Origin of the sequence: Streptomyces sp. NPDC001828 (assembly GCF_042892175.1) — a bacterium.
Classification (GTDB): domain Bacteria; phylum Actinomycetota; class Actinomycetes; order Streptomycetales; family Streptomycetaceae; genus Streptomyces.
In genome coordinates this window covers 508,768-530,862 of sequence record NZ_JBIATV010000003.1, presented here as the reverse complement: position 1 = coordinate 530,862, position 22,095 = coordinate 508,768, and the positions used below count along the sequence as shown (strand labels likewise).

Genomic DNA, 22,095 nt, shown 5'->3' with positions numbered 1-22,095 from the left:
CGCCGACCTAATCCCCCATGAGGGCAATGCCTTTCAGTTGCATGCGCCACGACGGCACAGCGGTCCGGAGGCCGGCAGCCGGGACGATTTCCAGAGCCTTGCCGATCCGCGGCGGCCCGGTGTCCCCACGCCCAGACAACGGCGTCCTACTTTACGACGTGAGCAGTTCGGTTCCGCTTTCTTGGGCAAACGAGGACCCACCTTTGACCATGCCCCAACTGCGCCGCCCGTAAAGTCCGGAAATCCCGTCGCCTGTCAGCGATTGGGGGCTTGGATTTCCTGGTTCGTGACGCCCTGGGGGTGCCGTACGCGGTCATCCGGCAGAGCGTGAGCGTCAGGGTTGCCGGTGCCGGTCGAGGAGGCGGGGTCCTGGTGGCGTCGCATGCCGCGTACGCTGCGGAGTTTCTGTAGGTGAGCCGGGCGAGGATCTCGGGGGTGACAACGCTCTTTACGGGGGCGTCTTCCCGCTCGTCAAAACAAAGGGCAATTCGTTGCAGGCTTGCGCCTTCGGTGTCAGTCGGCGATCGGGTCTCGGACTGCAACGTAAAAGGCCCCTACGTCGGCCTTGTTCAAGGTGCAGTTCTCGTATTCGCCGTCTTGGTAGCCCTTTCGGTACTTCCCTACGGCCGAATTCGCCTAGCTGGGCCGCCTTGAATTCCGTGCCTCCACGCGCTGCGGCCAGTCGCTGAGCTTGTCGCACGCCCGCCCTCGGGAACCGTCGAGGGAGGCACGTCGTTCGTCCTCTTCCTGTGGCTCCTACGCGTACGGATTCGGGGCGCTGGTCACCCGCGCCAGGGCGGTGAGGAAGCTCACGCGGTCATGGGTGGCGATGCTGAGCGGCTCGCCCTGGCGGGTACGGATCACCACGCTGTCCATGCCCATGGGGACGGACCAGCCGCCGCCCACCAGCCGTGGCGCACCGCGGTCGGCGGCGCGGAAGCCCGGGACCGGTGCGTCGATGTTTCCGAGGGAGGCCGCGTAGCGCTGCGCGGGGCTCAGCGACTGGAGTTGGAGCGCTTCCTGTACGGAGGAGGGATCCAGGGTGGCGAGCGGGATGCGCTCGCGGCCGACGCGCAGGGTGCCCGGCCCCGGGTCGATGGAGATCCGGTGGTAGACGGCCTTCGAGATCGGCACGGCCAGACAGGGCAGCAGGATCAGCAGGAACACCGCCGAGACGATGAGCCAGGGGCCGGTGTCCTCGGGAACGGAGTCGAACCCCATGTAGGCCACCCCGGCCAGGTAGACGCAGACGCAGATGGCCGACCAGGTCTTGGGGAGCTTCTCGACGTACAAACCAGTTCTCTCCGGCGTCGGGCTTGTCCGTGGCAACAGCCGTCGACGGCACTTCCGGGGCCGGCCCGCCCGGCCCCGCACCTGACAAGCGTGAACTTGAGTGAATCGAAGCTATCTGCGAGGCACTTGGCTTCGCCACTGATGATTTCCGACCATTTGCAGACGAACCGGGCTGATCGTGGCAGGACTGTTGCCGACCGTCCGGTCATGCGGGTGAGGGTCCTCCTCACCCCGCTCGTCGTGCGGTCAGCGGTTGACCGCCTGGATTTCCTGGACGAGGACCTGCTGGTCCTGGCCGAAGGTGCCGTCGGGGAGATCGCTGCCGGGGGTTCCGGTTCCGGTCCAGTGGATCTTCCAGGTGAGGGTGGCTTTGAGGTTGTAGGGGGTGCCGTTCGTGGCGCGCAGGTATGTCACGCCGCAGGGCGGGGTCTTGTCTGCGCTGCCGGCTTCGTAGGGGGTGCCGATGGAGCCGTCGGCGTTGATGGGGCATTCGCCGGAGGCGGGGAAGAGGGTGGCGTCGCCGGTGCCGGGTTCGAGTTTGAGGGAGAGAGGGGTGGCGGTCGTGGTGGCCGAGATGTTGAGTGCTGGGACGGAGGCGGTGACCGAGACCGGGTGGAAGTCGGCCTTGTCCAGCCAGGCCCAGGTCGGCAGGTTCACCTTGGTGCTGCCGTCGGGCTTCAGGGTCACGTGTGTGGTCGGCACGCGGATCGCGGCGTACGCCAGCTTGGCGAGTACCTCGGGGGTGATGGCCTCGGGAATGTCGGCGGGCGGGGGTGCGCCCTTGTCGACCCAGAAGTAGGGCTTGGTGCAGGCGTCCCAGCCGGGCCGATAGCTCGGGTCCGTGTAGGAGTCCCACCAGTAGCCCTTGTCGGCCTTGTCCAGGTTGAAGTTGGTGTAGGGCTTTCCGTTGACGTATCTGTCGCGTTGTTCGTTGTCCCACTGGGAACCGGTTGAATCGGCGCTCCAGATCGGCTCGACATGCGCTTTGAACTGCTCTGCGGTGTACGTGGGCACGTACCAGCAGGCGGGCGGCGTCCAGTTGCCGACGGCGGTGACGGGGCCGACGGAGGTGCCGGTGCCGTTCTTGGAGCGGTCGTAGAACACGCCGCCTGCGGTGGCGGAGATGGTGCCGTCGGACGTGGAGTTGCCACTGGAACCGATCCCGCCGCCAGGCGGAGGGGTCTTGTCCGCGTAGGCCGTGGCCGGTATGAGCAGCCAGGCCGCACTCACCAGAGACGTCACGGCCACGGCGCGCGCGGCGCTGCTTACGGCTGGCACGTTTCGGCGCCCCGGGTCGACTTGATGGAGGTCACTTCCCAGACTCCCTTGTCATTCTTGGTGACTTGGACGCCGTACGCGACATAACTGTTCTTGGTGGCAGGCGTCTTCTTGACCTCACCTGTCTTGACGACCTTGCTGAACGCCTTGCTCTCGTCCCCGCAGTAGCTGAGCGAGGCGGACTTCGCGGAGTGGACCGTTACGGCGCGGTTGTAGTAGCGAGTCGACCCGGTGACGGTCCACCCGGCGTCGCTGAACTCCTTGACCCACTTGTTGGCGGCGACCGCGCCCTCGCCCTCGGTGTAGTACTCCAGCGCGGGCAGACGGGGGTTCCCGGCCGTGATGGCGGCGTCGAGGGCGCGTACGAACTCCGCGTTGTCGGAGAGGACGGCGTCCTTCACCGGGTCGCCGGCCGAAACGGGGTCGAACGAGTCCGTCACGTCCGCCGGAAGCTCGATCTTCGGCCGGTCCGCCGACGGCGCCGACGCCGAGGCCGACGCGCTCGGGGTCGTCGACGAGCCGCCGCCCTGGTCGGCCCCGGCGACCTTGTCCGAGTTCTGGGGCTTGGCGTCGTTGCTACTGCACGCGGTCAGCACGAGCGCGGCCGTCGCGGCGATTGCGGCTGCGGCCGGCGGCAGGATGCGGCGGTTCACGGATGCTCCCGGTGGGACAGGTGTGGTCGCGAGTCAGTGGAAGTTATCGGGGGTGGGCCGGTTTCGCTAGGGCAAAGTCCGCGACAGGACGGGGCATAGCGGACTCATCGGTATGCAACCGTGAGGTGCGCTCGCGCGATCTCCCCTTCCGGAAGGCTTCGTTCGCCTCGGATTCCAGTGTCCTGTGTGGGGTCCCGTTCCAAATGAGTACGGGTACTCAGGACGGGCTGGGGGGTGGTGGTGATGATGGTGGTGCGAGGCCGGGCCGTGGGGCGGGGAGCCGTCGCCCGGGCCGGTGTTGCCGGGTTCGGCCCGAGGGGCGGTCCGTGAGCGTGCCGGTCCTGTGGAGTTCCTCGGGGCGGAGCGCTGGCGATGGCCGGATATGTCCGGCTGTCCGTTTCGGCCGGACTCGTCCGGCCCGTGCTCGGGAGCCGAACTCGCGCCCCGTGCGCGGTCGTCCGCGTCCGCATGGTGGACTCGCGGCCGTGGATTGCACAGTGATAACGGGACACGGTGAAGGCGGTCGGAAACGGTGCCTTTGTATGTGGTTTGTGTGGAGTTTGTGCCGGTGCTGACGGGGCGGGTGGTGTTCGCGATCTTTAACTCGTCTTGAGGTGCTTATGTGCTGCTGCTACGGTCGGATCACATGATCTGACAGTGTTCCGACGGCCTCGCGGAAGGCCTCTGGCAGGCCACGACTGGCGAATCGAGTGCAAGTCGCGGCGGCTCGAAGTGACTTGATTCAGGTGTGCGCCGGCTTTGGTTCGGCTTTGTACAACCAGGCGCTGTCGCAAAAGAATTACCACGGGGAGAAGCGACGTGAAGGTCCAGGAGCGCGGCGGGGCGGGGACCCACCGGGGCTCGGTGCCCGGGCAGCCAGTCGGTGAACGGCTTCCGGCGCCGCCCCGGGAGCGCAAGCCGGCCCTCGCGGCCCTCGCCGTACTGCTCATCCTGATCGGCGCCCTCGGGGCGACCGTGCTCGTGCTGAGGGCGGGCGACCGGGTCGAGGTCTACAAGCTCCGGAACGATGTGGCCGCCGGGCACGCCGTCCAGGACGGGGACCTCACCACCGTGATGGTGGCCGCGGACGACGGCACCCACTACATCCACCCCGGCGAGCGGGAAGCGCTGCGCAAGCTGCGCGCCAAGTCCAACCTGTACTCGGGCTCCATCCTCGTCGGCGAGATGTTCGCGGAGGACGGGGGCCTCCAGGCCGGCAAGGCCGCCGTGGGCGTCTCGCTCAAGGAAGGGCAGTACCCCACCAACCTCAAGGACGGCGAGACGGTCGCCGTCTACCGGGTCGGGTCCAGCGCCGGCGGCAGCAGCAGCACCGGCAAGGGGAGCGGGTCCAGCGGGAGCGGCAACTCCGGTTCCACGGGCGGGAGTTCACCCCTCGTGCAGCATGCCGTCGTCAGCGACACCGGCACCCAGGACAAGTCCTTCGGCAGCGGCAACCTCGCCGTCACCCTCACGGTCAGCACCGCCGAGGCGGCCGCCCTCACCCAGGCCGCGTCCGCCGGCGAAGTCGCCGTGGTGCGGGTCGCGCCGGGCAACGGCTGAGTCGCGCGGCGACCCGGCGACGTAGAAGAGACAGAAGACCCAGAAGACATGGCGCTCATCGCACTCGCCTCCGACAAGGGTTCCCCCGGTGTCACCACCGCGGCCCTCGCCCTGGCCGCCGTATGGCCCCGTCGCGCGCTGCTCGCCGAGACGGATCCGGCCGGCGGGGACCTGGTGTACCGCTGCACGGCCACCAACGGCGGGGCCCTCAACCCGAACACCGGGCTGCTCTCGCTGGCCGCGGCCGCCCGCCGCGGTCTGGCCGCCGACCAGCTCTGGGACCACGCCCAGCCGATGGCCGGCGGGCTCGAACTGCTCGTGGGCCTCGGCGCCGCCGAGCAGGCCGCCGGTCTCGCCGGCAGCTGGCCGACGCTCGGCCGGGCCTTCGCCTCGCTCGGCGAGTCCCCGCACGCCCCGGCCGACGTGATCGCCGACATCGGCCGGATCAGCGGCGGATCGCCCGCCCTCGACCTGCTGCCGCACGCGGCCCTCGCCCTGCTCGTCTCGCGCACCGAACCCGAACACCTCGCCCGGGTACGGGACCGGGCCGCGACGCTCACCGCGCAGCTCCACGGCGCCCCGCGCGGCAACGCGCTCGCCACCCCCTTCATCGGCGTGATCCTGGTCGCCGAGGCCGGCGCGTCCGTCAAGCTCTCCCACCAGGTCAACGACATGCTCGTGGCCGGGCAGACCGGCGCCCGCGTCGTCGGCACCCTCGCGCACGACCCCTCGGGCGCGGCCCTGCTCTCCGGGCGCGGCCGTGGCCGGCTCGACAAGTCGCTGCTCATCCGCAGCGCCCGCAAGGTCTCGGGGGACCTGTACCAGCAGTTCGGCGCCGCGTGGGCCGGAGCCGGGGTCGGCCGATGAGCGCGGTGGACCACGCGCTGGTCAAGCGGTTCCGCCAGGAGGCCGGTGACCGGATCGCCGAGCAGCGGCGCGTCGACCAGGCGCGCGGCGTGGCGGCGATGTCGGGCGAGGACGAGCGCCAGTACGCGCGTGCCGTCATCGCCCAGATACTGGAGGAGTACGCCCGTACGGAGATCAACTCCGGGCGTACTCCGCTCGACGCGGAGACCGAGGAGCAGTACGCGGCCGCCGTGCACGCGGCACTCTTCGGCGTCGGCCGGCTCCAGCCGCTGCTCGACGACCCCGAGGTCGAGAACATCGACATCAACGGCTGCGACCAGGTCTTCGTCGGGTACGCGGACGGCCGCGAGGTCCGGGCCGATCCGGTCGCCGAGACCGACGAGGAGCTCATCGAGCTCATCCAGGTGCTCGGCGCGTACTCCGGACTCTCCTCGCGTCCCTTCGACTCCGCCAACCCGCAGCTCGACCTGCGGCTGCCGGACGGCTCGCGTCTTTCGGCCGTCATGGAGGTCGCCCGGCGGCCCGCGCTGTCCATCCGCCGGGCCCGCATGGGCAAGGTCTTCATGGCCGACCTGGTCGGAAACGGCACCGTCACACCGGAGTTGGCGCACTTCCTCGCCTGCGCGGTCCGGGCCCGCAAGAACATCATGATCGCGGGCGCGACCAACGCCGGAAAGACCACGCTGCTGCGGGCGCTCGCCAACGAGATCCCGATCCAGGAGCGCCTGATCACGGTCGAGCGGGCCCTGGAGCTCGGACTCGACCAGTTCCCCGAACTCCACCCCAACGTCGTGGCGTTCGAGGAGCGGCTGCCCAACTCCGAGGGCCTCGGCATGATCCCGATGGCGGACCTGGTGCGGCGGTCGCTGCGCATGAACCCGTCACGGGTCATCGTCGGCGAGGTGCTCGGCGACGAGATCGTCACCATGCTCAACGCGATGTCGCAGGGCAACGACGGCTCGCTCTCCACGATCCACGCCAACAGCTCGGCCGAGGTCTTCAACCGCATCTCGACGTACGCCCTCCAGGCGACCGAGCGGCTGCCCATCGAGGCCAGCCAGATGCTGATCGCGGGCGCCGTCAACTTCGTCGTCTTCGTGGAACGGCGCAACAACTACGAGAGCGGCGGCCGGCTGCAGCGCATGGTCACCTCGGTCCGCGAGGTGAACGGCTGCGACGGGCGCGTCCTGTCCAGCGAGGTCTTCGCCGAGACGCCGGACGGGCGGGTCGTTCCGCACGCCCCCGTCTCGTGCATCGAGGAACTCGCCGTGCACGGCTACCGGCCCTCCGGGGCCTGGGGGTGAGCGGGGCCGTATGAACAGCATTCCCTCCATGGGCGGTCTCTTCGAGGCCCAGACCCTGTACGCGCTCGCGGCGGGCCTCGCGGTCGGCGGCGGGCTCGCCCTCCTGATCGTGGCGATCCGTGGCGTGCAGGCCAAGCCGGCCGGCCGCGACAGGCGGAGCGAACGCGCCGGCGAGCTGCTGCAGTTCGTGGGCATGCGGGGCTCGATCGCGGTCGGCGTGGGCCTGCTCGTGCTGCTGCTCACCCGGTGGACGGTGGCCGGCATCGCCACCGGCCTGCTCGTCTTCTTCTGGGACAAGCTCTTCGGCGGCGCCGCGCAGGAGAAGGCCGCGATGAAGCGGGTCGAGGCGCTCGCCGCCTGGACCGAGTCGCTGCGCGACACCATCGCCGGCGCGGTGGGCCTCGAACAGGCCATCCCCGCCTCGGCGCGCGCCGCCGCCCCCGCCCTTCGCCCCCATCTCGACGCGCTCGTCGACCGGTTGCGGGCCCGTACGCCGCTGCCCGACGCCCTTCAGCTGCTCGCCGACGAGATCGACGACGCCTCCGCCGACATCATCGTCGCGGCGCTGATCCTCAACGCCCGGCTGCGCGGCCCGGGGCTGCGCCAGGTGCTCGGGGCGCTCGCCAAGTCGGCCCGCGAGGAGATCGACATGCGCCACCGCGTGATGGCCCAGCGCTCCTCGACCCGGCGCAGCGTGCAGATCGTGGTCGGCGTCTCGATCGCGTTCGTGCTCGGCCTCGCCGTCTTCAACCGCGACTTCGTGAAGCCGTACAACTCCACGGTCGGCCAGCTCGTACTGGCGGGCGTGTGCGGCCTGTTCGCGCTCGGCTTCTGGTGGCTGCGCAAGCTCTCCGTGATCGAGACCCCGGACCGCTTCCTGGTCCGGCACGAGCCCGACACCCGCTTCGTGCGCCCGGACGCCGCCGGGGGAGCCCCCGGGAACCGGGACGCGGGCGGACAGCGTCCTGTTACCGCTGGGGAGGGAGTGCGGTGACCGACACCATCACCGGACCGGTGCTCATCGGCGCGGTCCTCGGCCTCGGCGTCTACGTCCTGATCAGGGCGCTGACGCGGACCAGGCGTTCGGCGGTGTCGCAGGTCGCGCGGATCGACGCGATGCGCTCGGCCGGCGGCGTCTACACCCCGCAGGCCGACACGCAGGGCTCCGGCCGGCTCGCGGGGCTGCGCTCCGGGATCGGCGCGCGGGTCGCCGAGCTGTACCTGAAGCAGGGCTGGGAGCAGCGCTCGATCCGCGCCGACCTCGCCGTCCTGGAGCGGGGCTGGGAACGGTTCCTGGCGACCAAGGTGCTGCTCGGCATCGCGGGCCTCGTCTTCGGCCCGCTGCTCTTCGTGATCGTCGTGACGCTCGGCTTCGGCAGCAGCCCGATCATCCCGGTCTGGCTGGCGCTGCTCTGCGGGGCGGTCTTCTTCTTCCTGCCCGACCTCGAAATCCGCCGGGACGCCGCGGACAAGCGCCGCGACCTGCGGCGGGTCATCGGGGCGTACCTCGACCTGGTGGCCATGAACCTGGCCGGCGGCCGAGGACTGCCCGAGGCGCTGATGGCGGCCGCCGAGGTCAGCGACGGCTGGGCGCTGCGCAGACTGCGCAACACCCTCGCCGACGCCCGGATCACCGGCACCAGCCAGTGGCTGGCGCTGGGCCGGCTCGGCGAGGAACTCGGCGTCGAGGAGCTGAAGGACCTGTCCTCCTCGCTCGCCCTGGTCGCGGACGACGGAGCGAAGGTACGCGAGTCCCTCGCGTCCCGGGCCGAAACGATGCGGCACCGCGAGATGGCCGAGATCGAGGGTGCGGCGGGTGAGAAGTCCCAGTCGATGCTCGTCGCCCAGCTCCTGCTCTGCGCGGGCTTCCTGGTCTTCCTGATCTTCCCCGCCGCGGTGCGCGTCTTCCAGGTCTGAGCGCGCACCCCCACTTCTGTCGAGAGGAAACCAACACACCATGAACCGCCCGCAGTTCCCGAAGGTCAGCCACCCGGCCGTCGACTTCCTGGTCACCTTCCTGAAGGGCCGGGTCCAGCGCGCCCGCTCCGGCGAGCTCGACCGGGGCGCGTCCGCCGTCGAGTGGGTCATCATCTCCGCGGTCGTCGTGGCGATCGTCGGCGTGGTCGCCGCCGTCATCAACTCGGCCCTCAAGGGCGGCGCCACCAAGGTCGGCGACTGCATCAAGGGCGCGAGCGCCGACAAGACCTGCTGAGCGCCGCTCCCTTGCGCGACAGACTCCGGGCCCTGGTACGCCGCCGGGTGGAGGCAGCCTCCGCCCGCGGCGACTCCGGCATGACCGCGATCGAGTTCGTGCTGCTCACCCCGGTGCTGTTCTTCATGATCTTCGCGACCGTGCAGTTCGGCCTGTACTTCTTCGCCGACCACGTGGCGCAGGCCGCCGCCCAGGCAGGTGCCCGCAAGGCGCGGGCCATGGCCGACGAGCAGCCCGGCACATGGCGCGGCGAGGCCCGCGACCAGGCGTCCAGCTACATCGCACAGCTCGGCCCGAAGCTCGTCCTCGCCCCCGATGTCCAGGCGGTCCAGCCGGAGCGGAACACGGTGGGCGTGGAGATCGAGGCCAAGGTGCCGACGGTCTTCCCGGGACTGCACCTGACCGTGCACGCGCGCTCGCAGGGGCCGGTCGAACGATTCGTACGCGAGGGGGCGAACTGATGGGCGGCGGGCAGCGGGTACGCACCCTGGCGCCGGTGCGCGGCATGGCTTCGGCACGCAGCCTGGCGGCCGGGCTCCGCCATGCCCTGCACCGCAGGGCCGCGGCCGCCGCCGACGACCGGGGGCTCTCCACCATCGAGGTGGTCATCCTCGCCCCGGTGATGATCCTGTTCATCCTGGTCCTGGTGGCGTTCGGCCAACTCGTCGACGGGCGCGGCGCGGTGGACGGCGCGGCGCGGGACGCGGCCCGGGCCGGCTCCATCCAGAAGGACCTGGGCACCGCCCTGTCCGAGGCGAAGGCGGCCGCGCAGGCCGACCTCGCGGACGTCTGCTCGGGCCCGGTGACCGTACGGCAGACCAGCGCGGGCTGGACGAACGCGGAGTTCTTCACGGTCGAGGTCAGCTGCCGCATCCGGGGCCTCGCGATGCTGGGCCTCGACATCCCCACCACCCTGACCGGCACCTCGACCTCACCGCTCGACCCGTTCAAGAGGAAGACCGCATGAGCGCGCCACGGCACCCGGCCGCGCCCCGGTCCCCGCGCGCCTGGCTCCGGGCGCGGCGGGCCCGCCTCGACGACCGGGGCTCCGGCGCGGCGGCGGTCATCATCTTCGCGCTGCTCTTCCTCGGCCTCGCGGCGTTCGTCATCGACGGCGGCCTGTCCATCTCCAAGCGGGAGCGCGCGGCGGACATCGCCGAACAGGCCGCGCGCTACGCGGCGCAGGACATCGACAAGGAAGCCCTGTACGACGGCTCCGGGGCGGGGGCGCCCATCCGCTACGAGAACTGCGGCGCCCGCGTGAAGGCCTTCGCCCGGGCGTCCGGCCTCTCCGGCCCGGACATCGCGGCGTCCCACTGCGTGGGGGGCGACGCCCAACAGGTCGAGGTCGAGATCCAGTTGACGTACAAGCCCGTGTTCACCGGGTTCTTCTACGGCGGGGAGGTCGTGGTGCACGGCCGGTCCGTGGCGAAGAACGAGGTGGGCTGAGGTGACTCTCTTTTCTCTCACGGAGGTAGGACCCCCCGATGCGTAACCACAAGGCCACGACGGCCGCGGCTGCTCTGGCGGCCGCGGGCGCGCTTCTGCTCACCGGGTGCGGTGGGGGCTCGAAGGGGGGCGACTCCAAGGTCGCGGGGGCGGACACGGCGTCGTCCGGGGCCGCGAAGCCGTCCGCTTCCGCCTCGGCCCCGGCGGATGCCGCGAACCGGCCGAAGGTGGCGTTGCCGGAGGGGGAGACGCTGACTTTCGACCCGGAGACGACCGGCGACCCCGTCAAGGACGCGGTACTCAAGGACAACGCGGAGTATGTACGCGCCGTCGACGAAGCGATAGCCGACCAGGACGGCAAGGCGACCAAGGTGGCGTTCTACGCCAAGGACGACGCCTTGGTGGGGGCCTTGCAGTGGATCGCCGCGGTCACCAAACAGGACGTTTCCATCACCGGGACGATCCGCTACTTCGATCGGCAGGTCTCGGTCCGGCAGGACGGCGCGGCGACGCTCACGTACTGCGGTGACGAGACCAAGGGGTTCACCAAGGACCGCAAGACGGGCAAGGTCAACGTCACACCGGCCAACAGCGACTCGTACATCTCGTACGCCTTGGTGCTGCGCAAGAACGACAAGGGCGTATGGCAGGCCACCAAACTGACTTCGTTGCGGGGGGACAAGAAGTGCCAGCGGTGAGGAACTGGAAGAGCGTCACGGTCACAGTCGCCCTTGGAGCGGCGGTAGCGCTACACGCCGTCCCGGCTCAGGCGACGGTCTCGGTGCCGGGGTCCAACGGCCAGGGTGCCGCGAACGCTGCGACGAACGGCAAGCAGGTGACCGTAGGGGTCTCCAAGGTGCGCTACTCCGGTGACACGAAGCGCAGGGGTGCGCAGTCGACCGGTGACCTGAAGTCGGTCGACGGCAACTGGACTCCGCCTGCCTGCTGGTACGAGCCCACGTACTCGCCGAAGGAAATGGAGGCCATGGTCAAGGACTGGCGGGCCATCAAGATCTTCGGTATCGGCGACCTCATAGGCAACCTGTACGACCTCAAGTACAAGAGCGGAGACCCGAAGGAGGGCGGGTACAAGGACTACAACCTGGACAAGGAAGGCAAGGGGATGTTCTGGGCGGCGGTCAAGAACCCCGACCGCGAGGACGACCCCGAGGCGAACCTGTGCGACAAGCCGCCCTTCTGGGTGGACAACGGCCAGCTCCCGAAGGAGCCCATGGCCGTGAGCCCGAGGGTGCTCGGCGAGGCTGCGGCGGGCACGGTCGATCTGACACCTACCGAAATCGCCATGGCGCCGAGCACTACCTCGACCGTGAACCTGCCGACATGGGTCTGGACGCCCAGCAAGGGCTTCAAGCAAAAGCACGCCTACGCCTCCGTCGCCGGGATCACCGCTACTGCGACAGCCACGCCCGTTGCCCTGCACCTCGACCCCGGAACCTCGGATGCCACGCTGTTCCCGGCCTCAGGGACCTGCCCGATCAATGCCGACGGCAGTATCGGCAATGAATTCGTGGCCGGAATGGCCGGGCGAACGCCCTCGTGCGGCGTCACGTATCAGCGGGCCGGAACGTACGGGCTGAAGGCCAGCGTTACGTGGAAGATCAGCTGGACGGCGACGCCAGGCGGGGGCGACGACCTGCCCGACAGCATCTTCACCACCCCGCCCCAGAACGTCACCGTCCAAGAGATCCAGTCCATCAACCGCTAGCCGAACAAGGGGGGTTGGGGCATCCGGCCCCAACCCCCACCCCCGGCCCGCGCCCCCGATCCGCGTCCATCCCCGAGCCCCAGGAAAGCCCCCATGCCACGCACCCCCTCCCGCGCGACGGGTCCGGCAAGTCGGACGCCGCGGCCGTTGCCGCGGCGTCGTACGCCCGGCGACTTCGCCAAGGCGTTCCTCGCGTTCGTCGCGCTGCTCGGGCTCGTGGTGGGGGTGCCCGCGGCGCTCGCCTCGTTCGCGGGGTGGCCGCTGCCGCACCGGATGCCGTCGCTCGACATGGTGCGGCAGCAGATCTCCGTGAACGTGTTCGTGAAGATCCTCACGCTGGTGGTGTGGCTGGCCTGGGCTCAGTTCACCGCCTGTGTGCTGGTGGAGGTCAAGGCCGCCGTGTCCGGCGTCGGGCTGCCCTCGCGGGTGCCCGGGGCCGGGCCCAGCCAGCTGCTCGCGCGTCAGCTGATCGCGGCCGTGCTGCTCATCACCGCCACCGCCGCCAGTTTCGCGCCCGGGCTCGGGCAGCACGGCCCGGGCGTCGAGAACACGCACCGGCCGACCGTCGCGGCCGCCCAGCAACTGCCGGGCCAGCAGCAGGCGTCCACGGTGGCCGAGGCGATGCAGCGGCAGGCGGCGGCGCAGGCGCACCACGCGCTGGAGGAGCAGGGCGGCCCGGCGGCGGAGGCGGGGGCCACCAAGTTCTACCGGATCCAGCCGCCCGAGGGCCGGCACCACGACTCGCTGTGGGAGGTCGCCGAGCGGCACCTCGGGGACGGGCGGCGCTACCACGAGATCTACCAGCTCAACAAGGACCGGGTGCAGCCGGACGGCTCCAAGCTGTCCGAGGCCAGCCTGATCCGGCCCGGCTGGATCATGGAGATGCCGGCCGACGCCCACGGCGGCGACCTGGTCGAGATGGCACGGCAGGCGCCCGAGGCCCCGCCCAAGGTGCGGCAGCAGATCGCCGAGTACGCCAAATCCGGTGACCACGCCCAGCCGGCCCAGCAGGGCGCCGGGGCGCGTCCCGGGGCGGCGGACGCCGGCGCCGTACCGGAGCAGCAGGCTCCGGCCGCGCCCGCGCGGCAGCGGGAGCAGGCTCAGGAGACCGCCACCGCGGCCTCGTCGGAGAGCGGGTTCGGGCTCTCCGAGGCGCTCATCGGGGCCCCGCTGCTCGCCGCCGGCATCCTCGGCGCGCTCGGCCGGCGCCGCCGGATGGCGCTGTGGCAGTCCGCGATGACGGCCGTCGCCGGACGCCGGGGCATGGAGCCGCCGGTGCCCACCGGCGCCGACGCCGACGTCCACGACGCCCTGCTGATCGGCGCCGACCCGCAGGCCGTCCGGTTCCTCGACCAGGCGCTGCGGGGCCTGTCCGCCGCGCTCGACGAGGCGAACCGGCCGCTGCCCGTGGTGTACGCCGCCTGGTTCACGGACACCGATCTGCACCTCCAACTGGCCCAGCCCGCAGGGCAGCCGCCCGCGCCCTGGCAGCAGGGCACGGACGGGAGCCTGTGGCGCCTGGAGCGCGCGGCGGTGCCCGCGGACGCGCGGCCCGACCTCGCCGGGGTGGCGGCCCCCTATCCGGGCCTGGTCAGCCTCGGCACGCTGGACGGCGCGCGCCTCCTGCTCAACCTGGAGGCCGCTCCCGGCCTGGTCTCGCTCAGCGGTCCCGGCGGGGCGCGCGCCGCCGTGCTGTCCTCGGTCGCCGCCGAACTCGCCACCAACGGCTGGTCCGACCGGATGACCGTCACCGTCGTGGGCTTCGGCCGTGAGCTGGGCGCCCTCGCCCCGACCCGGCTGCGCCACCTCGACTCCGTCCAGGTGCTCCTTGAGGACCTCGGCGCGGAGGTCCACCGGCGGCGTTCCGCCCTCGGCGCGGCCGGCCACGACTCCGTCCTCACCGGGCGCACCGGCCCGGCGGAGCACACCCGTTGGGCCCCGCACCTCGTGATGATCGCCGACACCCCGACCGAGGCCGAGGCGGCCGCCCTCGCCGAACTGACCGCAGGAGCGGGCAAGTTGGGCATCGGTTGCCTGATCGGTGTCGACGGCGAGGCCCAACGCCTCGGCGCGTCATGGGACTTGGAGGTCACCGAGGCGGGAGTCCTCACCGCCCCGCTGCTCGGCCTGGAACTCACCGCCCAGCTGCTGCCCGCCGCGGTGCACGACGCGGTCGTACGCCTCTTCGCCTCGGCCGACACGATGTCCGGCCCGGACGGCGACGACCCCACGCCCGCCCCGCACGCCTTCCTGGTGGACATCACCGAACAGGGCCGCCCCGCGGTCTACGCCCGGCTGGTCGGAACGTACGAGATCATCGGCCTCCAGGCGCCCGACGGCGACCGCAGCGCGCTGCTCCACGAGGCGCTCGCCCTGCTGCTCCTGCACCGCGAGGGCGTCCACCCGCTGGTCCTCGCGTCCGCGATGTGGCCGCGCGGGGTGACCGACGAGGTGCGGGACGCGCTGCTCGGCCGGCTCCGGGAGTGGCTGGGTACCGACGAGGACGGCTCGCCCCGGCTGCGTACGGACGCGTCCGGGCGGCTCACCCTCGCCCCGTCGGTCGTCTCCGACCTCGATGTGCTGCGCTCGCTGCACTACGAGGCCACCGAGGGCTCCGGCACCCGCCGCGCCTCGGTGCGCGAGCGGCTGCTCACCGACGCCCTCGGCCTGGTGCGCGGCCCGCTCCTCGCCGACCGTGCCGAGGGCCGGTACGGCTGGCTCGGCCACGAGATCATCGACACCCAACTCCCGCTCCTGGTCGCGGACGTGGCGCTCGCGCTCTGCGCCCACCACCGGGAGCAGGACCGCCCGCAGAAGGCCATCGGGGCGCTGCGCACCGCGCTGGCCAGCTCGCCCTCGGACGAGCGGCTGTGGAACGAGCTGCTGCGGGCCACCCACGACACCGGCGACCGGGACGGGCTGCTCGCGCTGGTCACCGAGCTCGGCACCCGCAGCGGGCCGCGCGGACTGCCCCCGCGCACCGTCGCCCTGCTCGACGAACTGCTGCCGTCCTGGCGCGGTGACGCGGGCCCCGCCGCCGCGTCGGCGAGCTGACGGGCACCCTGGTGCGGTGAACACGACTGTGGTGAACACGGCGCCGACCCTCGCGGCCGCCGCATGGGGCGCGGGCGCGGGGTTCCTGCTGGCCCGCCCCCGCTACCGGCTCTCCGTCGAACCCGGCGAGCCCTGGCGCGCGGAGTGCCCCGCCGGGCATCCGCTCGGCGGGTGGCTGGGGCCCGGCCGGTGCGGGGCCTGCGGCGCGGGGGCGGCCTACGGGCCGCCGACGGGTGCCGTCCTGGTCACCGCGCTCGCCTGTGCCGCGCTCGCCGCCACCACCGGGGCCCACCCGGAACTCGCGGTCTGGCTGCTGCTCGCCCCGTTCGCGGTGCTGCTCTGCCTCGTCGACCTGGCCGTGAAGCGGCTGCCCGACCTGCTCACCCTCCCGCTCGCCGGGGCCGCCGCCGCCCTGCTCGGCCTCGCCGCGCTGCTGCCCGGGCACACCGGGTCCTGGCCCACCGCGCTGCTCGGCGGTCTCGCGCTCGGCGGGGGTTACTTCGTGCTGTTCCTCGTCAACCCGGCCGGCATGGGCTTCGGCGACGTGAAGCTCGCGCTCGGACTCGGCGTCGCGCTCGGCTGGTACGGCTGGCCGGTCCTCATGGCCGGGGCGCTGCTCGGCCTGGTGCTCGGCGCGGTGTACGCGATGGGGCTCGTCGTGTTCCGCCGGGCGAGCCGCAAGACCGCGTTCCCGCTCGGCCCGTTCCTGATCGCCGGTGCCTTCGGGGGGCTGCTGCTCGGCGGGGCCGTTGGGTGAGCCCGGGGCGTCACGGCCCGCGAGCGGCCGGCCGGGGCCGCTGGCGTACGCTGGATCGGTCCGCCCGTAACCCCTAGAAAGGGACACCCCCGGTGACTGAGAAGGCCGCTCTCCAGTCCGTTCTCGACCGTGCCGCTGAGGGTGGGCGGATCACCCCGGAGGAAGCGCTCGACCTGTACCGGTCCGCGCCGCTGCACGCGCTCGGCGCCGCCGCCGACGCGGTGCGCCGCCGCCGGTACGCCGGTACCGAGCACATCGCGACGTACATCATCGAGCGGAACATCAACTACACGAACGTCTGCGTGACGGCGTGCAAGTTCTGCGCGTTCTACGCCGCCCCCAAGGACACCGCCAAGGGCTGGACCCGCGACCTCGACGACATCCTGCGCCGCTGCGCGGAGACCGTCGAGCTCGGCGGCACCCAGATCATGTTCCAGGGCGGTCACCACCCGGACTTCGGCGTCGAGTACTACGAAGAGCACTTCTCGGCGATCAAGAAGGCCTACCCGCAGCTGGTCATCCACTCCCTCGGCGCCTCCGAGGTCGAGCACATGGCCCGCATCTCCAAGGTCACCGTCGAGGAAGCCATCTCGCGGATCCACGCGGCCGGGCTCGACTCGTTCGCCGGGGCCGGTGCCGAGCTGCTGCCCGAGCGGCCGCGCAAGGCGATCGCCCCGCTCAAGGAGTCCGGCGAGCGCTGGCTGGAGATCATGGAGACCGCGCACGGCCTGGGCGTCGAGTCGACCTCCACCATGCTCATGGGCACCGGCGAGACCAACGCCGAGCGCATCGAGCACCTGCGCATGATCCGTGACGTGCAGGACCGTACGGGCGGCTTCCGCGCCTTCATCCCGTACACCTACCAGCCCGAGAACAACCATCTGAAGGGCCGCACGCAGGCGACCCTGTTCGAGTACCTGCGCATGATCGCCATCGCGCGGCTCTTCTTCGACAACGTCGCCCACATCCAGGGCTCCTGGCTCACCACCGGCAAGGAGGTCGGCCAGCTGTCGCTGCACTACGGCGCCGACGACCTCGGCTCGGTGATGCTGGAGGAGAACGTCGTCTCGTCGGCCGGTGCCAAGCACCGCTCCAACCTCATCGAGATGATCGACATGATCCGCAAGGCGGACCGGGTGCCCGCCCAGCGCGCCACCACCTACGAGCACCTCGTCGTGCACGAGGACCCGGCGAACGACCCGGTCGACACCCGCGTCCAGTCGCACATCTCCTCGACCGCGATCGAGGGCGGCACCGCCCACCCGGAGCTCAAGCTCCTCGCCTCCAACTGAGGCCGCGGTCCTGAGGTGTTGACGATCCACGCCGCCGAGCTGCTGCTGCCCGGGGACCGCGCGCCGGTCCCGGGCGGCGCGGTCCTCGTCGACGGCGACCGGATCGCGCGGATCGGGCCGTACGAGGACGTGGCCGCCGCGCACCCAGCCGCCCGGGTCCGCCGCTGGCCCGGCGTGCTCACGCCCGGCCTGCTCAACCGGCACGGCACGGCCCTCCTGGAGCGCACCTACTTCCCGGACGACCCCTTCGAGCTCGACGAGCTCGGCAGCGAGCCGATCACCGGCGCCGCGCTCGCCGCCCTCGCGCCGAACGAGTCCCGCCGGGGCAACAGCGCGCGCCGCTGCACCCAGAAGCTCCTCGCCCACGGCGTGGTGGCGGTGGCGGCCCGGCTCACCACGGGTGCGGTGCGAACTGCCGTGCACCGGGCGGGACTTGAGGTCGTCCCGATGCCCGACGCCGAGGGCCCGGCCGCCCTCGACCCGTTCGCCGACGCCGAGCCCACCGACGCCTTCCGGGCGCCGCTCGCGGTGGACGGCCCCGCCCGCTTCGCCGTCTTCGCCGCACCGGACGCGGGGGCGCTCGCCGCGCGGGGGGCCGGGACGTGCATCGCCACCGTCATCGGCGGGCGACTGCGGCATCGCCGCGCTTAGCTCCGCTCGGGGGGCGTGTCCGCGTGCCGGGTCCGCCGCTTTTCGCGCAGTTCCCCGCGCCCCTAGATGCCTTGGTGCCGGCCAGCACCGGAGCATTTCAGCCCGTCCGGCGATTGAGGACGAGCGCCGTTCAGGCGCGAAAGGGGGTCTGGGGCGGAGCCCCAGGGGCCCGCCCTACCGGGACAGGGCCTTCGCGAAGGCGCCGGGCTGCTGGGCCACACCACTGCAACTCGCCTGGGCCACAGCAGAGTTGACCCCACCCCCGCACGGCTGGTCGCGGTACGTCACCCACATCGAGAGCCGCCCCACCCCCTTGTCCCGGGCGAACTTCCGTACCTTCGCCGCGTCGGCGAGCGTGAACGTCTCGCCCTTCACGTCGTTGACGCCGATCATCGAGGTGACCCCGAGACCCTGCCAGGCCGCGTGGTCCGAGAGCCCCAGGACCTCCTTGAGCTGGCCCTGCGCCGCCGTGGCCGCCCGCACCGCGTAGTCGCCCATGTTCCCGCCGAACGACGTGCCGTAGTTCATGGTCATGACGTTGACGGTCGAGATCCGTACGCCGTGCTCCTCGGCCGACCTGAGCAGCGCCGTCCCCTGGGGCGTGAGCCCCGACGGCATCGCCGCGAGCGTGAACGTCACCTTGAGACCGGCGCGCTGTTTCTGCAGCAGGGCTATCGCCTCGGCGCGCCGGGTGAGCGCGGCCGCGTCGGTGAGCGCCGCGCCCTCGATGTCGAAGTCGCCCTCGGCCGAGCCGACCGCGTCGAGGGCCGAGCCGTAGGCGGCGGCGAGTTGGGCCGGGGTGCGGCAGGTGAGCGCCAGCTCCTTGCCGGCCTGCCCGCCGAAGGACACCCGCACCGAGGCGCCCGACTTCTTCAGCGCGGCCGCCCGGTCCTTGACGTCGCTGTCCACGATCGCGGTGTCGTCGTCCCACACCGCCCGGCAGGTGCTGCCGTGCGCGACGACGAAGGCCAGGTTGTAGACGGCGGGGGAGCCGACGGCGTCGGTCGGCGCGGCGGTGGTGGCGCTGACGTACGGGGAGTACGTGTCCGTCAGCACGCCCGGGGCGGCCGGCGAAGCCGTCGCGGCTGGCCTGTCCGGCGCGTCCGCCGCGTCCGGTGCCGAGGAGCACCCCGCGCACACCAGCGCGGCCAAGGCGCCGGCGCCGGCGACCGGCACCCTCAGGAAACTCCGCATGTCGTGTGCTCCCGCTCTCGTGCTCTCCGCGCCCCCGTGGCACGGAAGGCAGAATGTACGGGGCCCCGCTGGGCCGGTGAGGCCCGGGCGCCCGGCGCCGGGCGGCGTACTGCTTGAATGGGCGGCGTGACCCGCGCATCCCTGGACAAGCAGCCGCACGAAGTCGCCTCGATGTTCGACGACGTCGCGGCACACTACGACCTCACCAACGACGTGCTCTCCCTCGGCCAGGCCCGGCTCTGGCGCAAGGAGGTCGCGAAGGCGGTCGACGCGCGGCCCGCGCAGAAGGTGCTCGACCTCGCGGCCGGCACGGCCACGTCATCGCGGCCCTTCGCCGCGGCCGGGGCGTACACCGTGCCGTGCGACTTCTCGCTCGGGATGCTGAAGGTCGGCAAGGAGCGCCAGCCCCACATGCCGTTCACGGCGGGCGACGCGACGAAGCTGCCGTTCCGCGACGACACGTTCGACGCGGTGACGATCTCCTTCGGGCTGCGCAACGTCCAGGACACGGACGCCGCGCTGCGCGAGATGTACCGGGTCACCAAGCCGGGTGGGCGGGTCGTGATCTGCGAGTTCTCGCAGCCGACGTGGAAGCCGTTCCGGACGGTGTACACGGAGTACCTGATGCGGGCGTTGCCGCCCGTCGCGACGGCCGTGTCGTCGAACCCGGAGGCGTACGTCTACCTCGCGGAGTCCATCCGGGCCTGGCCCGCCCAGGCCCCCCTGGCGGGGAAGCTCCGTCAGGCGGGCTGGTCCAAGGTGGCCTGGCGGAACCTGACGGGCGGGGTCGTCGCGCTGCACCGGGGCTTCAAGGCCTAGCCGGGTCGGCGGGGGCGCCGCCCCCCCACGCCCCCGGTCCGCGCCTCAGTCACCCAGCTCCAGGCGGAAGCACAGCGCGTCCACCCCCAGCCTCTGGTGCGGGTACGTTCTGGACAGCGTCATTCCCAGGCGTTCCGCCACCGCCACCGAACGCGTGTTGTGGGGGTGGACCATCGCCACCACGTGGGGAACCCCCGCGGCGCGCACCCTCGGCAGGGTCGCCCGGGCCGCCGCCGTCGCGTAGCCGCGGCCCCAGTGGCTGCGGGCCAGCCGCCAGCCGATCTCGATCTCGTCCGCCGGGCCCCACTCGTGGGGCCACGGCTGGGCGCCGGTGAAGCCGATGACCTCGTCGTCCTCGTCGAGCATCGTCCAGAGGCAGAAGCCGTGTTCGGCGTCGTGCTTGCGCTGGCGGGCGGTCAGTTCCTCGTAGACGGAGACCTCCGCGGCCCGGCCCCCGTGGAACTCCATCACCTCCGGATCGTCGAACACCCGGTGCCAGGCGTACGCGTCCTCCTCCGTGGGCACGCGCAGCCGTACTGCGGGCAGGGACTTCTCCGGTACCGAGGACTCGGGGGACACAGAGCTCATGGCGTGGGCAACCCTTCGCGATGTCGATCAACAGCCACCCATAGACTGCATGTGTCCTGTGCTTCTCGGCACGCAAATTCGAGTCTTCGGGAGATCCCGCTGTGACCGAGCCGCTCTCCGAACACACCGCGGACGTGATCGTCGTCGGGGCCGGTCCGGCCGGTTCGACGACCGCGTACTACCTGGCCAAGGCCGGACTCGACGTGCTGCTCCTGGAGAAGACCGCGTTCCCGCGCGAGAAGGTGTGCGGTGACGGTCTTACCCCGCGCGCCACCAAGCAGCTGGTCTCGATGGGGATCGACATCTCCGAGGAGGCGGGCTGGCTGCGCAACAAGGGCCTGCGGATCATCGGCGGCGGCGTCCGGCTCCAGCTCGACTGGCCGGACCTCGCCTCGTACCCGGACTACGGACTCGTGCGCAAGCGCGACGACTTCGACGAGCAGCTCGCCCGTCAGGCCCAGAAGGCCGGCGCGCGGCTGTACGAGCGCTGCAACGTCGGCGCCCCGGTCGTCGACGAGCGCACCGGCCGCATCACCGGCGTCAACGCCAAGCTCGGCGAGGAGAAGACCCCGGTCACCTTCCACGCCCCGCTCGTGGTGGCGGCCGACGGCAACTCGACGCGGCTCTCGCTCGCCATGGGCCTGCACCGGCGCGAGGACCGGCCGATGGGCGTGGCCGTGCGGACGTACTTCACCTCGCCCCGGCACGACGACGACTACCTGGAGTCCTGGCTCGAACTGTGGGACCGGCGCGGCCCGCAGGAGCGGCTGCTCCCCGGCTACGGCTGGATCTTCGGCATGGGCGACGGCACGTCCAACGTCGGCCTCGGCATCCTCAACTCCTCGTCCGCCTTCAAGGAGCTGGACTGGCGCGAGATCCTCAAGGCGTGGTGCGCGTCCATGCCCGAGGACTGGGGCTACACCCCCGAGAACATGACGGGCCCGATCCGCGGTGCCGCCCTGCCGATGGCCTTCAACCGCCAGCCGCACTACACCAAGGGCCTGCTGCTCGTCGGTGACGCGGGCGGTCTGGTGAACCCGTTCAACGGTGAGGGCATCGCGTACGCGATGGAATCGGGGCAGATCGCCGCGGACGTCATCGTCCAGGCGCACGCCCGCGCGACCCCCTCGCAGCGCGAACTCGCCCTGCACGCCTACCCGAAGATCCTCAAGGACACCTACGGCGGCTACTACACGCTGGGCCGCGCCTTCGTGAAGCTCATCGGCAACCCGAAGGTCATGAAGATCGCCACCCAGCGCGGGCTCACCCACCCGATGCTGATGAAGTTCACGCTGAAGATGCTGGCCAACCTGACCGACCCGACGGGCGGCGACGCGATGGACCGCATCATCAACGGCCTCTCCAAGGTGGCTCCGAAGGCCTGACCCGGAGCCGCAC

22 protein-coding genes are annotated in these 22,095 nt (G+C 71.5%); 17 read left to right on the top strand and 5 right to left on the bottom strand.

Annotated elements, in window-relative coordinates:
- Positions 1–756: 756 nt before the first annotated feature.
- The 3 genes from ACFYZA_RS13795 to ACFYZA_RS13785 all read right to left on the bottom strand — a co-directional run bounded on the left by ACFYZA_RS13795 (position 757) and on the right by ACFYZA_RS13785 (position 3,224).
- Positions 757–1,293, bottom strand: a complete 537-nt coding sequence (locus ACFYZA_RS13795) for a hypothetical protein (protein WP_388490111.1) — start codon at positions 1,291–1,293, stop codon at positions 757–759.
- A 246-nt stretch (positions 1,294–1,539) separates the two neighbouring features.
- Positions 1,540–2,571, bottom strand: coding sequence for a hypothetical protein (locus ACFYZA_RS13790; RefSeq protein WP_388490109.1), 1,032 nt, complete (start codon positions 2,569–2,571; stop codon positions 1,540–1,542).
- Positions 2,559–3,224 (bottom strand): hypothetical protein, encoded by a 666-nt coding sequence (locus ACFYZA_RS13785; RefSeq protein ID WP_388490106.1) that lies wholly within the window; start codon positions 3,222–3,224, stop codon positions 2,559–2,561. The genes ACFYZA_RS13790 and ACFYZA_RS13785 overlap by 13 nt, the downstream gene beginning before the upstream one ends.
- Positions 3,225–4,043: 819 nt before the next feature.
- Between ACFYZA_RS13785 and ACFYZA_RS13780 the strand changes: the two genes are divergently transcribed.
- From ACFYZA_RS13780 to ACFYZA_RS13710, 15 genes are all read left to right on the top strand, one after another.
- Positions 4,044–4,784, top strand: coding sequence for a hypothetical protein (locus tag ACFYZA_RS13780; RefSeq protein ID WP_388490103.1), 741 nt, complete (start codon positions 4,044–4,046; stop codon positions 4,782–4,784).
- Between the two features lie 48 nt (positions 4,785–4,832).
- Positions 4,833–5,651 carry a hypothetical protein gene (locus ACFYZA_RS13775; protein ID WP_388490099.1) on the top strand — a complete coding sequence of 273 codons (819 nt, stop codon included), beginning with the start codon at positions 4,833–4,835 and terminating at the stop codon, positions 5,649–5,651.
- Positions 5,648–6,955: a CpaF family protein gene (locus tag ACFYZA_RS13770; protein ID WP_382590938.1), complete on the top strand. Its 1,308-nt coding sequence runs from the start codon at positions 5,648–5,650 to the stop codon at positions 6,953–6,955. Before ACFYZA_RS13775 ends, ACFYZA_RS13770 begins: the two co-directional genes overlap by 4 nt.
- Positions 6,956–6,965: 10 nt before the next feature.
- Entirely contained in the window at positions 6,966–7,949 is a 984-nt protein-coding gene (locus ACFYZA_RS13765; protein ID WP_388490096.1) for a type II secretion system F family protein, read from the top strand.
- Entirely contained in the window at positions 7,946–8,872 is a 927-nt protein-coding gene (locus ACFYZA_RS13760; protein WP_388490093.1) for a type II secretion system F family protein, read from the top strand. Before ACFYZA_RS13765 ends, ACFYZA_RS13760 begins: the two co-directional genes overlap by 4 nt.
- Before the next feature lie 40 nt (positions 8,873–8,912).
- Positions 8,913–9,167, top strand: coding sequence for a hypothetical protein (locus ACFYZA_RS13755; RefSeq protein WP_382590947.1), 255 nt, complete (start codon positions 8,913–8,915; stop codon positions 9,165–9,167).
- A gap of 80 nt (positions 9,168–9,247) precedes the next feature.
- On the top strand, positions 9,248–9,628 hold the full coding sequence (locus ACFYZA_RS13750) for a TadE family protein (RefSeq protein ID WP_382591043.1): 381 nt from the start codon (positions 9,248–9,250) through the stop codon (positions 9,626–9,628).
- 44 nt (positions 9,629–9,672) lie between these two features.
- Entirely contained in the window at positions 9,673–10,134 is a 462-nt protein-coding gene (locus tag ACFYZA_RS13745; protein ID WP_388490303.1) for a TadE/TadG family type IV pilus assembly protein, read from the top strand.
- The gene (locus tag ACFYZA_RS13740) at positions 10,131–10,616 is read left to right on the top strand and encodes a TadE/TadG family type IV pilus assembly protein (protein WP_382590950.1); all 486 of its coding nucleotides are present in this window, start codon (positions 10,131–10,133) and stop codon (positions 10,614–10,616) included. The genes ACFYZA_RS13745 and ACFYZA_RS13740 overlap by 4 nt, the downstream gene beginning before the upstream one ends.
- 38 nt (positions 10,617–10,654) lie before the next feature.
- Positions 10,655–11,314, top strand: coding sequence for a hypothetical protein (locus ACFYZA_RS13735; protein WP_382590953.1), 660 nt, complete (start codon positions 10,655–10,657; stop codon positions 11,312–11,314).
- On the top strand, positions 11,311–12,342 hold the full coding sequence (locus tag ACFYZA_RS13730; protein ID WP_388490089.1) for a hypothetical protein: 1,032 nt from the start codon (positions 11,311–11,313) through the stop codon (positions 12,340–12,342). The genes ACFYZA_RS13735 and ACFYZA_RS13730 overlap by 4 nt, the downstream gene beginning before the upstream one ends.
- Positions 12,343–12,435: 93 nt before the next feature.
- Positions 12,436–15,396, top strand: a complete 2,961-nt coding sequence (locus tag ACFYZA_RS13725) for a BTAD domain-containing putative transcriptional regulator (protein WP_388490086.1) — start codon at positions 12,436–12,438, stop codon at positions 15,394–15,396.
- Positions 15,397–15,412: 16 nt separating this feature from the next.
- Complete coding sequence (locus tag ACFYZA_RS13720) at positions 15,413–16,153, top strand: prepilin peptidase (protein ID WP_382590962.1); 741 nt, start codon at positions 15,413–15,415, stop codon at positions 16,151–16,153.
- A 92-nt stretch (positions 16,154–16,245) separates the two neighbouring features.
- Entirely contained in the window at positions 16,246–17,445 is a 1,200-nt protein-coding gene (mqnC, locus tag ACFYZA_RS13715; RefSeq protein WP_382590965.1) for a cyclic dehypoxanthinyl futalosine synthase, read from the top strand.
- Positions 17,446–17,460: 15 nt separating this feature from the next.
- On the top strand, positions 17,461–18,096 hold the full coding sequence (locus tag ACFYZA_RS13710) for a hypothetical protein (RefSeq protein ID WP_382590968.1): 636 nt from the start codon (positions 17,461–17,463) through the stop codon (positions 18,094–18,096).
- 174 nt (positions 18,097–18,270) lie between these two features.
- Here ACFYZA_RS13710 and ACFYZA_RS13705 read toward each other — a convergent pair whose 3' ends face one another.
- Positions 18,271–19,290: a chitinase gene (locus tag ACFYZA_RS13705; RefSeq protein WP_388490081.1), complete on the bottom strand. Its 1,020-nt coding sequence runs from the start codon at positions 19,288–19,290 to the stop codon at positions 18,271–18,273.
- Positions 19,291–19,416: 126 nt separating this feature from the next.
- Here ACFYZA_RS13705 and ACFYZA_RS13700 point away from each other — a divergent pair, with 126 nt between their 5' ends.
- Positions 19,417–20,109, top strand: coding sequence for a demethylmenaquinone methyltransferase (locus ACFYZA_RS13700; RefSeq protein WP_382590974.1), 693 nt, complete (start codon positions 19,417–19,419; stop codon positions 20,107–20,109).
- A 45-nt stretch (positions 20,110–20,154) separates the two neighbouring features.
- Here the strand turns inward: ACFYZA_RS13700 and ACFYZA_RS13695 are convergent, their stop codons facing one another.
- Entirely contained in the window at positions 20,155–20,697 is a 543-nt protein-coding gene (locus ACFYZA_RS13695) for a GNAT family N-acetyltransferase (protein ID WP_388490078.1), read from the bottom strand.
- A 101-nt stretch (positions 20,698–20,798) separates the two neighbouring features.
- On the opposite strand from ACFYZA_RS13695, the gene ACFYZA_RS13690 reads away from it, so the two are divergent.
- Positions 20,799–22,082 carry a geranylgeranyl reductase family protein gene (locus ACFYZA_RS13690; RefSeq protein WP_382590980.1) on the top strand — a complete coding sequence of 428 codons (1,284 nt, stop codon included), beginning with the start codon at positions 20,799–20,801 and terminating at the stop codon, positions 22,080–22,082.
- Positions 22,083–22,095 lie beyond the last annotated feature (13 nt).

What these genes read in the sequence shown, in the direction of transcription:
- ACFYZA_RS13695 (WP_388490078.1), bottom strand. Translation starts at nt 20,697, where the DNA reads ATGAGCTCTGTGTCCCCCGAGTCCTCGGTACCGGAGAAGTCCCTGCCC.
- ACFYZA_RS13745 (WP_388490303.1), top strand. Translation starts at nt 9,673, where the DNA reads ATGGCTTCGGCACGCAGCCTGGCGGCCGGGCTCCGCCATGCCCTGCAC.
- ACFYZA_RS13705 (WP_388490081.1), bottom strand. Translation starts at nt 19,290, where the DNA reads ATGCGGAGTTTCCTGAGGGTGCCGGTCGCCGGCGCCGGCGCCTTGGCC.
- ACFYZA_RS13735 (WP_382590953.1), top strand. Translation starts at nt 10,655, where the DNA reads ATGCGTAACCACAAGGCCACGACGGCCGCGGCTGCTCTGGCGGCCGCG.
- ACFYZA_RS13765 (WP_388490096.1), top strand. Translation starts at nt 6,966, where the DNA reads ATGAACAGCATTCCCTCCATGGGCGGTCTCTTCGAGGCCCAGACCCTG.
- ACFYZA_RS13740 (WP_382590950.1), top strand. Translation starts at nt 10,131, where the DNA reads ATGAGCGCGCCACGGCACCCGGCCGCGCCCCGGTCCCCGCGCGCCTGG.
- ACFYZA_RS13750 (WP_382591043.1), top strand. Translation starts at nt 9,248, where the DNA reads ATGACCGCGATCGAGTTCGTGCTGCTCACCCCGGTGCTGTTCTTCATG.
- ACFYZA_RS13770 (WP_382590938.1), top strand. Translation starts at nt 5,648, where the DNA reads ATGAGCGCGGTGGACCACGCGCTGGTCAAGCGGTTCCGCCAGGAGGCC.
- ACFYZA_RS13725 (WP_388490086.1), top strand. Translation starts at nt 12,436, where the DNA reads ATGCCACGCACCCCCTCCCGCGCGACGGGTCCGGCAAGTCGGACGCCG.
- ACFYZA_RS13755 (WP_382590947.1), top strand. Translation starts at nt 8,913, where the DNA reads ATGAACCGCCCGCAGTTCCCGAAGGTCAGCCACCCGGCCGTCGACTTC.
- ACFYZA_RS13775 (WP_388490099.1), top strand. Translation starts at nt 4,833, where the DNA reads ATGGCGCTCATCGCACTCGCCTCCGACAAGGGTTCCCCCGGTGTCACC.